The organism is Gynuella sunshinyii YC6258 (genome assembly GCF_000940805.1).
GTDB lineage: Bacteria > Pseudomonadota > Gammaproteobacteria > Pseudomonadales > Natronospirillaceae > Gynuella > Gynuella sunshinyii.
Window position 1 is genome coordinate 6,335,764 of record NZ_CP007142.1, and the last position, 13,511, is coordinate 6,349,274.

At 51.0% G+C, this 13,511-nt stretch carries 10 protein-coding genes; all 10 read right to left on the reverse strand.

The annotated features are described in order from the left end of the window. Positions 1–315: 315 nt before the first annotated feature. Positions 316–954, reverse strand: coding sequence for a response regulator (locus tag YC6258_RS26255; protein WP_044619495.1), 639 nt, complete (start codon positions 952–954; stop codon positions 316–318). Between the two features lie 45 nt (positions 955–999). After that, a complete protein-coding gene (locus tag YC6258_RS26260; protein ID WP_044619496.1) occupies positions 1,000–2,250 on the reverse strand; it encodes a sensor histidine kinase in 1,251 nt (416 codons plus the stop codon). A gap of 10 nt (positions 2,251–2,260) precedes the next feature. Continuing rightward, a complete protein-coding gene (locus tag YC6258_RS26265) occupies positions 2,261–5,377 on the reverse strand; it encodes an efflux RND transporter permease subunit (protein ID WP_044619497.1) in 3,117 nt (1,038 codons plus the stop codon). Between the two features lie 11 nt (positions 5,378–5,388). Further along, a complete protein-coding gene (locus YC6258_RS26270) occupies positions 5,389–6,666 on the reverse strand; it encodes an efflux RND transporter periplasmic adaptor subunit (RefSeq protein WP_044619498.1) in 1,278 nt (425 codons plus the stop codon). A 129-nt stretch (positions 6,667–6,795) separates the two neighbouring features. After that, complete coding sequence (locus YC6258_RS26275) at positions 6,796–7,521, reverse strand: ABC transporter ATP-binding protein (RefSeq protein WP_044619499.1); 726 nt, start codon at positions 7,519–7,521, stop codon at positions 6,796–6,798. Positions 7,522–7,526: 5 nt separating this feature from the next. Continuing rightward, entirely contained in the window at positions 7,527–8,813 is a 1,287-nt protein-coding gene (locus YC6258_RS26280) for an ABC transporter permease (protein WP_211264593.1), read from the reverse strand. Positions 8,814–8,816: 3 nt separating this feature from the next. Next, entirely contained in the window at positions 8,817–10,031 is a 1,215-nt protein-coding gene (locus YC6258_RS26285; RefSeq protein WP_245627090.1) for an ABC transporter permease, read from the reverse strand. Further along, a complete protein-coding gene (locus YC6258_RS26290) occupies positions 10,031–11,308 on the reverse strand; it encodes a TolC family protein (protein WP_044619501.1) in 1,278 nt (425 codons plus the stop codon). Before YC6258_RS26290 ends, YC6258_RS26285 begins: the two co-directional genes overlap by 1 nt. Next, positions 11,298–12,428: an efflux RND transporter periplasmic adaptor subunit gene (locus YC6258_RS26295; RefSeq protein WP_044619502.1), complete on the reverse strand. Its 1,131-nt coding sequence runs from the start codon at positions 12,426–12,428 to the stop codon at positions 11,298–11,300. The genes YC6258_RS26290 and YC6258_RS26295 overlap by 11 nt, the downstream gene beginning before the upstream one ends. Before the next feature lie 340 nt (positions 12,429–12,768). Then, positions 12,769–13,245, reverse strand: a complete 477-nt coding sequence (locus tag YC6258_RS26300) for a DUF4234 domain-containing protein (RefSeq protein WP_044619503.1) — start codon at positions 13,243–13,245, stop codon at positions 12,769–12,771. Between the last annotated feature and the right edge of the window lie 266 nt (positions 13,246–13,511).

The following is a 13,511-nucleotide window of genomic DNA, read 5'->3' on the forward strand; positions in this document are numbered from 1 at the left end:
TCAAGTCCATATATCCTTGTTTATTGAACAGAAACGATCAGGCTACAGCGATGGAACCAGCATACTTCTCAACATCAGACATTGATATTACGTTTCAAATAAGAGCACCCGAGATAAGGGCGGATAAAGTTTGGATTTTTAATAAATAGATAGGAGTGATGGCTTTCACAAACCGAAGTGATTCATACTAAAGTATGGAAATTTTCCGATACTTTATTATGTGGTTTAGAGAATCGGCTTCCCTGCTTCTTATCAATCTAAAACCAACCAGAACATAAAACCGGCCAAAACAATCACGGTCATCACACAACCCAATCAACGATCCAAACCATGTTTAACAGCAAGGATGGCTGCCTGTGTCCGGTCGGTAACTTCAAGTTTGTTCAATACGGTGGAAACGTAGTTGCGCACCGTTCCTTCTGACAGGTGCAGCCGGGTGGCAATACGTGGATTACTGAGTCCTTGTCCGATCAGTTTCAGTACGGCCAGTTCACGTTCGTTCAGTTCTGACAACCACGAGGGTGCCGGTGGTTGGCAACCAGTGTCGTTTTTAAAGAGTAATCCGGCTATCTGGGGATCAAGATAGTGTTTGCCCTCCAGGGTTCCGCGAATGGCTTTGACCAGTTCCTCACGGGTCGTGTCTTTCAGCAGGTAGCCACTGGCACCGGCAGCGAGAGCCTGGCTCAGCCACTCGTCGGTGTCATAGGTGGTTAGCATGAGAACGCGGAGATCTGCATGGTTTTCGAGAATTCTGGCAGTGGCAGCAATACCATCGAGTCTGGGCATGTGAATGTCCATCAGGATCAAATCCGGACGGTGCAGGCCGGCGAGTTCGACAGCTCTGAGGCCATCTTCTGCCGTGGCCACCACTTCAAAATCGGCTTCCAGCGACAGGATCAGTTTTAATCCATCTCTGACAATGGCCTGGTCATCAGCAACCAATATACGAATCACTCGATGTTCCTCAAACAGGTTTTATTAAAGGCAAATAAGATACCTTTATTCAATTGCAAATGTTGCCACTACCCGGGTTCCTTTTTCCGGCCGGGAGATAACCGCCAGTTCACCCCGTGCCAGCATTGCCCGCTCTTTCATTCCTTTGATACCGAAGCAGTCGCGATCGTGATCGGTCAGATTGAATCCTCTGCCATCGTCCCTGATTTCCAGATAGATACGGTTGAAATCACACTCCATTCGCAGACTCAAATGGCTGGCGTTGGCGTGCTTTTTGACATTATGTATTGCCTCCTGGGCGATGCGATACAACGTATTCTGCAAGTGCTGATCGAGCTTATTGATGTCAGTTTCATCGGGCAGTGAAACGTCTACGTCAATGCTATCACCCAACTCCGTCAGCAGCTTATTCAGTCCAGTCACCAACCCCATTTGTTCGATGCGGCCGGAGCGCAGATTCTGCAACGCAAAACGGGTTTCTTTCAGGCCATCGCGGGCCGTGTCCAGGGCTGTCTGCACGGCGGTTTTGGCCTGCTGCGGATCAGCTTCAATCAGTGCCTTGGTCACTTCCAACTGCACAGTCAGTGCGGTCAGAGAGTGCGCCAGGGTATCGTGAAGCTCTCTGGCCATGGATGCCCGTTCACGATTGGCTGCCAATTGCTCAAGCGTTTCATGGTAGTTCAATAAATGAGTGTTGGACTGTGCCAGCCGGTTACCCTGTTCATGGGCGTATTTGACCATTCCAGCCATAACGTGGCCAATAAACAATATGATGATGAGCCGGAAGCAGAGCAGGTACCAGACTTCGTGGTTTTCGGAGATGGGATCAAGTCTGAACCAGAACAATGGCAGGTCAATCAGAGTGATCAGAACCGAAAACAGCAGGACGCCTTTATGCCGGTAGAACCAGGCGGTAAAAATCATGGCAACAAACAGGAACGGAATCTGATGGTAGAAATCAATAAAGACATCGCGCTGATAGGTCTGTGGTTCGAGCCAGAACCGGGTATTGATCATGACGGCTGGAATCAACAGCAATATGGCGATGAAGACCAATGGGTAATAACTGCCGAACCATCTTTGGAATACTGGCGCGCTCAGAAAAAAGATCAGCGCCAGTAACGAGATGGGAAAAAATATCCGGTAGGTATACAAGTCCTCTAACCGCCCAAGAATGATTGCCATAATGACGGACACCACAAACTGAATCAAAAACCAGATAGTCAGGCTCTTTTTCAGCACAGGAAAAACGTCATGGTCCCATTGGCTGACGATATCCGGTTTTCGTGGTTGCATAGGGGCTCTCTCAGTCCTTTTCCAGTTGAGTCAGTTGCGGCCGGAAATCGGCGATGATGCTGTACAGTGCCGGCATCATAAACAGTACCAGAATACTGGCTGCCAGCAGTCCGAACAGCATACTGGTGACCAGCGGTATTAGCGACACGGCCTGCCGACTGGTTTCCAGCATCATTGGTGCCATGCCAACCAGAGTGGTGGAAGAGGTCATTATGATAGCACGGAAACGATCCATGGCTGACTGGATGGCGGCTTCTTTGAGCGTCATACCCTCTTTTAACCGCAGGCGGACAAATTCGCTCAGCAGAATGGAGTTATTGACGACAATACCACCGAGGGCGATATACCCCATCATACTCGGCATGGAAAATGGCTGATCCATGATCCAGTGTCCGATCAAAGAACCGGACAATGCGATTGGAATCACCCCCATGACCATAAGCGGCTCAAAGTAATTTTTAAACTGCATGCTGAGTAGAAAATAAACACCAAACAGAGCAATACCAAATCCCATCAGAAGAGTGCTCATACTCTCGTTGACACTTTCCGATTCCCCGCGCAGTTTCAGTTCCAGGTTTGGGTACTGCTGCCGAAGTTCGGGGAACAACTCTGTTTTCAGCTTGCTGGTAATATCATTGGTAGACGTCAGACCGAGGTTGATGTCGCTACCGACGGTGACCACCCTACGATTGTTAACACGGGTAATAATGGCCCAGTTCTGTTCCCAGCTGTATTCCATCACCTGATCAATGGGCACTGCCTCGGATTTGGTCAACAGCACCAGACTGTCGATATCGGCCAGACTGTTGCGAGCATCCTCGCTGTATTTCAACACCACATCGGTGCTCACCCCATCACTTTGTATCTGATCAATCGTCTGACCAATAAATGCTGTCCTGAGCTGGCTGGCAATATCTGAAGAGGTCAACCCCATGGAATAGGCACCGGGTTTCAGGGAAAACTTCAACTCGCTTTTACCAAGCGTCATGTCGTCCTGGATATTGATGGTACCCTCATAGCCGGCCAGTGCATGTTTGATCTTCTGTGCCACCAGAGTCAAATCATCCAGATTGTTCCCGGCCAGCTCAACAGAGATGGCCTGGCCGGCCGGGCCAAAACTGGGTTCCTTGATGTTAAATGCTGAGGCATCTGCAATCACCGGAGAATTTTTACGCCAGTACACCATAAACTCGTTGGTAGAAGTTTTCCGTTTTTCCGAGTCCACCAGGTCCACCGAAACCGTTGCCATGTTATCGCCACTGATGGAGGAGTCACTGTTGACACCATAACGAACCATGATGTTTTTAACCGGGTTTTCATTATTTTTTTGCTTAATGTCTACAATAGTCTGATCCAGCGCAGCCAGAATTTCCGTGACCACGTCGTGAGTCCGGGACAACGGGCTGTCAGCCGGTAACAACACCCGGGCATCGACATTGTTGCCTGCGGCTGATGGAAATCCCTGGAACTTCACAAGCCCGCTAGTGAACAATCCAAGACTGGCAAAAAACATCACAAAGGTCATGGCAATCACAAGATAAGGCCGCCTTACGGAAAAATCTGCAACCCTGCCGACTTTCACAGTCAATGCCGCAAACTGACTGTTAAACCAGCCTTTGAAACCTGTATTCTGGGTTCCAACATGGGTACTGCCATGCGCCAGATGGTTCGGCAGAATCAAAAAGGCTTCGATCAAACTGATACTGAGCACGATCAACAGGACGATTGGCAGGAACTTGAGGATTTGTCCAATATCCCCCTGAATCGTCAGCGTCCCGCCAAAAATCAGTGCGGTGGTGGCAAACGACGACAACACTCCGCGTCCAACCCGGGTTACCCCTTCATAAACAGCATCGAACAGCTCATTATGGGTCAGGTCATGTCCCAGTTTTGCTTTGGTTTCGGTAATCGTGGTGGCGATACTTTCGGCAATTACAATCGCATCATCCATCAGAATGCCAAGGGAAATCAGCAGTGCGACCAACGAGATCATGTTCAGGCTGATGCCGAACATCCACATCACAAACAATCCTGCGGCAAACGATATCGGCAGACCAATCGCGACCCAGAATGCATAACGGAAAGAAAAGAACAGCCACACCACTAACAGCACCAACACCAGCCCCTGAATACCATTTTGCACCACCAAACGAATACGGTCGGAAACGATAGAGGCAAAATTAAGCGTAACATCAAGATGAATGCCCTCGGGCAACACAGCCTGTTGACTGTCGAGGTAGGTCTGAAATTCCTCAAACACTTTCAGGCCATCATCGGATACCGCTTTGTTGATCGTCATGATGATGGCGGGCCTGCCGTTAAAGATCACTTCATTATCGCTGTCACTGAATCCGTCGCGTATGGTGGCGATATCACCAAGATGTACTTCTCCACCTTCGGATGTACCGAGCACGATAATGTTTTCATAATCAGCAGCGGTCAGTCGCCGGTCGGCTACCCGCAGGGAATATTGCCGGTCATTGGTTTCCAGCGTACCCAAGGGCAGGTTTTTACTCTGGGCGCCAATGATACTGGCCAAATCCGAAATATTCAGATTGAGACTACGGAGTTTTTCCGGACTGACTTCAATCTGAATTTCCTTGTCAATAAAACCAGTCATATCCACATCGGCCACACCATCAAGGCGCAAAAGGTCCTGTTCCATATCCTGACTCAGTTGGAACAGATCCAGCGTGGAAACATCACCGCTGATCGCCACCGAGGCCACCACATCAGTAAAACCAGACACCGAAATAACCGGGTCGTCCGCATCATCCGGCAAGGTAGTGACCGCATCAACCTGACGCTGTACATCATCCTTAAACTGGGCAAAATCAGCCCCCTCTTCCATCTCAAGCTTGAGTGAAGCAGCTCCCTCAACGGAGATACAGGTTTTCTCTTTCATATTATTGATACCATTGGTTGCTTCTTCCAATGGCTCGCAAATGCCGGATTCAATCTCTTCAGGCGTGGCACCGCTATAACTGACGCTTACCCGAATAGTACGACTGTCTATGGACGGAAATGTTTCCCGTTGCAATTGCGGCAAACAAAATGCACCCAATCCCAGTGCCAGTAACATCAGCAGGTTGGGAACGGTAGGGTGCTGAATCAAATATCTAAGCATGATAGTCCCCTTTATGGCTGTGTCAGCGTATCAGACATGGCCTGAAAGACTGAATGTTGCTCGGTGCCGGCGATTTTCATGCCAGCCACTGCTGGAGCCAGCGAGGACACAATCACTTTATGAAGGCTGGGTGATTGAGCCAGTACGGCGTAATCGCCCTGGTAAAACAGAATCTCGACGGGTTCGATCAACAGAGTGTCATCATCTGCTACCAGATAAACCTGACTTTGATGAATAGCACTACGGGGAACCACCCAATAATTCCGCTGCGGTGCTCTGATCGTAACGGCGGTATATAGTCCTTTCAGTGACACAGGTACTTCTATATTAAAACCGACCACGATCCCCAACATCCGGGTGGTGGTGTCAAAACCTTCGCTCAAGCGTAAGGGCTGCGCCGGCACGGTATTTTTGGCCGACGTTTCAGAAGGTTTGACGGTCGCGGTCATATCACCAAACTCAGTGTCCCGGCCAAGGTTCTGAACGAACTGAGTACCTGACAATTTTGCTTCGACTTCATAATCGTAAGGACTGCTGACAGAAAACAGATTCGAACCAACGGCAACATAACTACCCGCTGAAACACTGACCTCGCCAATACGGCGATCAGCCTGCAGGGTGATTTCCGTGCGTTCGAGATCAAGCTGTTTCTGCTCGACTACAGATTTCAGGTTATCGATCTCTGCATCAATCATTTCCAGATTGGAGGGTAGCAGCGCCAGTTGTAGTTCAGCATTGCTGACTTCAGTCCGGGTACTCAAAATGACTTGTCTCTGGCTGTCCAGAGTCGAACCGGAAACATTGCCGTTTTTGGCCAGATTTTCCAACCGTTTGAGCTCTACCTGCTGGAGTGCCAAGGTCTGTTTGGCGGCATTCAGAGTGGATTGCAGGTTCTCTTTTTCCAGCTCGGTTTGCTGGCGACTGATCTGCTTGGCTTTGAGATTGGCCTGAGCCTGAACCAGACTCAGTCGGATATCGGTCGGGTCAATAGTTAATACTACGGTACCAGCTGGCAGTACCTGACCTTTTTTCAGGTTAGGATGAACATACGACACGGTGCCACCGGTTTCAGCACTGATCTCAAGTTCGGTTGTGGGCTGTACGGTGCCATATGCCACGACATAGGGACGAATATTCAGCGGCTGGAGATTGATATAGTAGGCGGCGGTGCCGTTGTCAGCTTCAACGGCCTGGCCTACTGGAGAACGACTGGCTCCCATTACAACCAGTACCAGGACTCCGATAACCAGACCGGCGACCATGATGGCGATATTCTTGATGTGCTTCATATAAAGGCTCCCGGTTAAGATGATACCAATATACAAAGATAGACCAACGATGTCTGGTGAGCAGAGTCACTTGATGACATGACGCTCATCATGAATTGCCGCTATTACAGGATTTTTCCTGAGAACCGGTTATTTACCGCCTGTCATGGCTTCATCCGACTCGATACGACCGTCTCTGATGGTGATGATTCGATGGGTGCGATATGCCAGTTCGACATCATGGGTCACCACTATCAGAGTACGGCCTTCCTGATGCAGTTCACGGAACAATGCTTCAATATCATTACCGGATTTTGAATCCAGGGCGCCGGTAGGTTCGTCTGCAAGAATGATATCGGGGTTGTTTACCAGGGCCCGGGCCACTGCCACGCGTTGTTTCTGCCCACCGGAAAGCTGGTTGGGTTTGTGATGCAGACGATCTCCCAGCCCGACACGCTCCAGCAATGCTGCGGCCTGTCGCCGCCCCTGTCGACTGCCAACACCGGCGTAGATCAGCGGCAACGCTACATTATCGAGCGCGCTGGCATATTCCAGCAGGTTAAAACTCTGAAATACGAAACCAATCTTGCGATTACGAATATGAGCCAACTGATGGCCGGACAATGATGACACCTGCTGACCATCCAGCCAGTATTCACCGGCGGAAGGCGAATCCAGACACCCCAATACATTCATCAGGGTTGATTTACCGGAACCGGATGGTCCCAGAATAGCCAGAAACTCACCGCTGTGAATTTCCAGAGATACTTTATCCAAAGCCCGTACCGGTTCGGCATCACTCGGGTAAATCTTATCAACATCCTGCAACTGCACTAACGCTTGTTTCACAGCTTGCTCAATCTTAAGGTCAGACATCCAGACTACTCACTCTGTAATGCAGCCAGCGGCATGACACCGGCCGCCTTGCTGGCTGGAAACCATGCTGCCGCCATGCCCACCAGCGCCAATGCCAGAATCACCAGCGAAACGATAGGCCACGACAGCTCTGGCATGGGTTGACCCAGTTCATTGAACAGCATATTTCCGTCTAATGGCAGATGACGAATACCAGCAATGACCGTCATGGTCAGCAATAATCCAAGACCTCCGCCAATGGCCATGGTCAACAGTGCCTGCACAAAATAATGTATCCGGATGGCAGTCGGCGTAGCCCCAACCGCCATCCGCACGCCGATATCACGGGTGGAGCGCCGGACTGCGGCAAACATAACATTGGCGATACCGATACCGGCCACCGTTAACGTAATCAACCCGATAATTCCCAGAAACGCCTGCAGCCCAAGCAGAAAACGACGCATGGTCTTTTGCTCCAGCAGGATGTCCTTGATCTGTACAAACTGCGGGTCATCCACCGCTGCACCGTATTTGCGGCCGATCACCTGCCGGGCAGTACTGGCCACGCGCTCACGACTGGCACCTGTGGCCGGCAGAATATCAACGGCTGATACCGGCTCACCGGGGTTAAACTGCTGCCAGGTGGCGAACGGCATAAATACCGAATAGTCCGCCGGGACACCCTGTTCCAACAGGGCGCTGCTTTTACTCAACACACCAATCACGGTGAAATCCTCTTCCCCTACTTTCACCTGCAAACCGACCGGATCGATTTCCAGTTTCGCGGCATCGACCCAACTCCAACGCCGGGTGGCATTAAACAGCCCGACTGCTGCCGAGTAACCCAGAATGATGACCTTCCGTCGCTCAGCCTGATCCAGTGGATTAAACCAGCGACCACCGGGTAACACTTTAAGACCGGTGAGGCGTTGATAGCCGGGACTGACGGCAATGGGGGTCTGCCAGGCACGACGATCTTCGTATCTGACCCGCTTGTTCCAAACGGCAGTCACCTCGGCATGGTCCACATCGGGCAACGCGCGTATCAATTCCACATCCTCGGGCTGAAGCTTGAGCCGGGTTCCCTCAATCACCGCACCGTGACTGTGCTGGGCATAGCCGCCGCTCAAATAAATCAGATTACCGTTACCACTGCTGGAAGTGCGAATGATGCCCTGCCGCAATCCCTCACCAATCGCCAGAACCGTGGCAATACTCAAAGCCGACCATGCAACTGCCAGGATCGTCAGCAGCAGGCTCAGCTTTTCGGCAGCCATTTCCTGAAAAACCTGTTTCAACGGCAAAACCATCATTATTTATGCCCTCGCACTCAGGGCCCGCACAGGCGTCATGGCCGCAGCTCTGCGGGCCGGAAAATAAACCGCCAGCAAAGCCAGCAGTGCAGTGATAAACAGTACTATCCAGACCGATGCCGAGGTGATCAGCGGTTGTCCGAGCCAGTCCGGCAAACCAACCGCGTTTAGCAACGAGACAACGACAAAGGCCACCGCCACACCTGAGAGTGTGCCCAGCATGACCAGAATCATGCCCTCCAGCAGAAATTGACCGAGGATATTGCCGGATGTGGCACCGATGGCCAGGCGTACGCCGATTTCACGGGTACGCTCGGTAACCGACAAAAACATGATATTGGCGACTCCAAGGGATCCAACTGCCAGAGTCATGGCCCCACTGGCACCCAAAAACATCTGAATGCCCCGCAACAAGGTTTTGAAAAACCGGGCACCGCTGCTGAGATCCGGCAGGTTGATAGCTTCCTGGTCGGTCGGATCAAAATTCTTAACTCTGGCAAAAAAATCCAGTAATTGCTGTCGCAGCAGTGCAGCCGGGACTCCGTCCGCAGCTTTCACCACGACAGAATCCGGTGACTGATCCCAAAGATCCCGAAAGGCCGTTACCGGAATCAGCACCTGGGATCCATTATTCCCGAATGACACTCCGCCTTCGCTCTTGCGTATTATCCCGACAACCGTGAAGGCAACGCTGTTAATCAACAACGGCTGGCCAACTGATAGATTACCCGTCTGTGCCAGTTGCCAGCCAATCAATGCTACTCGCTGATGAAGCTGCTGATCTCTCTGGTTGAATGGCCGACTGCCACGATTCAGGCGAATCTGATTCAAATCCAGATAGTCGTTGTCGGCCCCGGTCACATACCCCTGTAATCGGCGACCGGCAGCATTACTCAACGAGACATCGGACTGATCATAGACCACTGACAGGCTTGCCACGGCTGGATGCCGGCGCAGCGTCTGCCAGTCCACATCGGTAAAGCTGATGACCCGCCGTGCCGGCAGCCCTTGCCAGGGCTTGCTGGTCCAGCCCGGATAGGCCGTCTGGCTGTTATCGATCAGCAATTCGAACGAACGCGTGTTCACGCGATAAAAACCTTCTCCCAATGCCACCAGAATCAACACCGAAACAATACCCAGAATGATGGCGATCAACGCCAGCAGACTGCGTAATCGATGAGCATATAAAGTCACCAGGGTCTGATGGATCAGGTTCATCACGGCACAAACACCCGGGCAATATCAGCGATGCTTTCATCGTTGAGCATTCCGGCGGCTTTCATCAGCTCCACCCGTTGTTGCCAGTACTGGTATAACCGTCCCTGCAACTCATGGCGACTGGCAAACAAAGCATTGTGCGCATCGATCAGCTCAGATGCCTCTACCAGACCAGCATCATACACGGCCTGTTTAAGCGCCAGCGCCCGCTGCCTCGACTCGACCTGCTGGTGGGCAATGCCGATTCGTTGCCACTGTAGTTGTAACTGCTGAAAACGGGTTTCAATATTTTGTTTCAGGGCAATTTCAACTTTGCGCACATCCTGCTCGGCGCTGGTGATTCTGAGTTCACTGCTGGCAACACCGATTCGGGTTTTGCCATTCAGGTCGATTGGAACGGTCACACCAACACTGGCACTGAGTGTGCCGTCGTCGCCCTTATCACTACCACCATAGGACAGAGTGCCCGACACGGTTGGAAAATAACCGGCCTGCGCCACGTTCCGCCCGGCATGGGCAGCCTGCAACTGCTGTTTTGCAGCGAGCAGATCAGGACTGTGATCCTGAGCCAGCTGCAACCATTCGGCGGTGCTGCTCACTGGCAACCGGGGAGCCTCTGACATGTCGATCTGAATATGACTGACCTGATCCACCGGCCGATTGATCAGCACCGCCAAGGCCAGCTGCCGGTCGGCAAACGCTGCCTGGGCAGACAATAGTCCAGCCTGCTCATCCACATGATTGGCGCGGACATCCTCAACCGTGGTGAGCTGAAGTTTGCCGGCCTTATAACGTTGTTCAGTGATGCCCAGTAGCTTCTCACCATCATCCAGCTTCTGTTGTGCCAGTAATACATCGTCGGAAGCACTGGCCAGATCAAGGTAGGCATTCAGCAACCGGCCGGCCAAATCGTTATAAGCCACCTGAATATTCAGCTGCTCAGTCAGCTGATTGGCCTGAGCCTGATTCAGCTGGGCCCATTGGCGACTATCCCAGAGCGTCTGATTGAGTGAAATGCTGTAGCTGTTACTGTGATTGCCCCGGTCATCCCACTGAGATCTGGCACCGGCTTCCAGTCCCGGCAACCAGGAGTGTCTGGCATCTTTAACCTCCAGCTCACTGATCCGGGCTTGAATACCGGCCTGTTTGAACGTGGGGTCATTAGCTTTAGCTGCCTCCCAGGCTTCGGGAAGAGCCAGTGCCTGCGCCAGACCGGACAGAGTGATCAGCAGAACGACAACAGCCATTCGCTGACTGGTGGCTATCCTAAGGGACATCGATACCCCCCATTTGACTGTTATCCACCACGCTTTCGCCTTCGGCCAGACCCGAAACCACCTCAACCTGGATACCATCAGATAACCCAAGGGTGACATCACGGGGAGTGGAGGTTATTCCGTCTGCATTGGGGATCAGCACCTGCGGTTGATCACCCGAGAAAGACAATGCCCGTTCCGGAATCGTCACCACCTGGTCAGCTTTTTCCAGGATAATTCGGGCCGTCGCGGAAAAGCCGGAGCGCAGACTGATATCAGCTGGAAAGTGAATTTGATCGACTTCGACTTCAAAACCGTTATCAAATCGACTGTCGGTAGCTGTACCGTTGAGCTTGGCGGATTGAACGGCCACCTTGCTCAATACCCCGGTTACTATTTGCTCTGGAAAAGGTGCCAGTGTCAGGGTGACTGCCATACCTGGCTTCAAGCGGGCTGCATCATGTTCGCTGACGGTACCTTTAAAGATCATCGACTTCATATTGGCAATGGTCATCATTTCCGTTGCGGCCTGACTGGACGCCGTGGAGATGATCGGTTCACCAACATCGACCTTCAGATTCAGAATCGTGCCATCCACCGGGGCAACGATTGTCGACGTCAGACGAGAATCCCCCACCGATGCCTCACCACTTTTGATCAGATCAAGGTTCTGCTGCTTCTGCCGCACATCTGCCAGACGGGACTTAACGGTGCTGCGGGCATCAACATACTCACTGTAGTTGGGTGGGATAATTTTTTGGTCAACCAGACTCTGGAGATTTGCCAGAGTCTGGCGCGCCGACTCCAGACTGGCTTCGCTCTGCATTAATGCAGTGCTGGCATCGGTCAACGCCTGAGGGGTCGGATTTGGAGTGATTTTGATCAGTTCGGTGCCAGCGGTCACCTGTTCACCTTCCTGATGATAAATCCGGCCAACGATTCCTTCGATCTGAGACTTGATCGCCACGGAATGCACCGGGACAATCTGCCCGACAGCCAGTGCCTGTTTCTCAATGGTTCCAATAGCCGCGTTTATGACCGGTAGACGGTGATCAATCTGCTGACCGCTCGTTATTTTCCAGTACCCCCCTGCCAATGCCGCAATCACGACTACTGAAGATATCAGCCAAGCTTTTTTCATGTGTTTAAACCAGTCCTAGTAATTCGAACGACCTTGCTTCAAAGGGCACAAAGCCTAGCACATCAAATAAGCACGGATATGTCAGATATCGGTAATATCATGGAGATATGGATAGCCCCATACACACCACCAATACGGTTGTCATATTTACCTGTGTAAGTGATCAAAAAACCGTCATCTTAGGAATTGCAAAACAATCCGTAAGGATGATACCCATCGAAGGATATTTTCGGGGGAAGGCATTTAAGATGTGCAAAGAATGGGTCAGCCATGACTTACGATGACTGACCGGAAGGTTGCGAATCCGAAACCGCAAGATTCCGGATTGCAGCTCGTGATTTTACTTTCTGTCGATGAACTGGTTGATCTTATATTGCATGTACAATGCCTGAAAGAAGAACGTCAGAACACCATTGGCGCGAAAATCCGGTTGACCATGGCTACGGGCAATACTCACGATCGCTGCTCTAAAACCGAATATCCAGATCAGCATAAAAATGAAATATGCCACAACAGCAAACAGCTGTACCGCTACGGCAATCTCAGCAGGTAGCAAAAAAGCTCCGCCGTAGGACAACACCATAATGATGATATAAGCAACCAACGTGATCCATATCACTGGGCTGGAAATGCCTTGATCAGAAATGCGGTTGAGGACTTTGGTCCGGGAGAACATCCAGTACATCGAGTAAATACCCAATGTCACAATCGACAGAAAGAACACTCCCCAGGCACTGAAGCGTTCAAACGCCTGAAGATCTTCACCGGATGCTTGCATTTCGAGGTTAGAGGAGGGAGCTTTGTATACGTCAGTCATATATCAATCCTTTAAATTAAATCTCCGAAAAATCTTTTTTTCAGAAAAACATTAAAAAACACTACTTGAAGATGTTATATAAAGACGCCTTTTTGCCGAATGGACAATCAGAAATCTCAATATTCGAACACCGAGGCCTTATATCATTAAACAACATTGTGCTCACTGACCACATGTGATTATCGCAATAACGATCACACCCGATAAAGCCGGAGGTGATTCTATAACAATAAAACCGTCACTGGCTACGGGGTTATATAGCAACC

Excerpts from the sequence above, each read along its gene's own strand:
- YC6258_RS26275 (WP_044619499.1), bottom strand. The coding sequence starts at position 7,521 with ATGTCTGACCTTAAGATTGAGCAAGCTGTGAAACAAGCGTTAGTGCAG.
- YC6258_RS26295 (WP_044619502.1), bottom strand. The coding sequence starts at position 12,428 with ATGAAAAAAGCTTGGCTGATATCTTCAGTAGTCGTGATTGCGGCATTG.
- YC6258_RS26270 (WP_044619498.1), bottom strand. The coding sequence starts at position 6,666 with ATGAAGCACATCAAGAATATCGCCATCATGGTCGCCGGTCTGGTTATC.
- YC6258_RS26265 (WP_044619497.1), bottom strand. The coding sequence starts at position 5,377 with ATGCTTAGATATTTGATTCAGCACCCTACCGTTCCCAACCTGCTGATG.
- YC6258_RS26300 (WP_044619503.1), bottom strand. The coding sequence starts at position 13,245 with ATGACTGACGTATACAAAGCTCCCTCCTCTAACCTCGAAATGCAAGCA.
- YC6258_RS26260 (WP_044619496.1), bottom strand. The coding sequence starts at position 2,250 with ATGCAACCACGAAAACCGGATATCGTCAGCCAATGGGACCATGACGTT.
- YC6258_RS26280 (WP_211264593.1), bottom strand. The coding sequence starts at position 8,813 with ATGATGGTTTTGCCGTTGAAACAGGTTTTTCAGGAAATGGCTGCCGAA.
- YC6258_RS26290 (WP_044619501.1), bottom strand. The coding sequence starts at position 11,308 with ATGTCCCTTAGGATAGCCACCAGTCAGCGAATGGCTGTTGTCGTTCTG.
- YC6258_RS26285 (WP_245627090.1), bottom strand. The coding sequence starts at position 10,031 with ATGAACCTGATCCATCAGACCCTGGTGACTTTATATGCTCATCGATTA.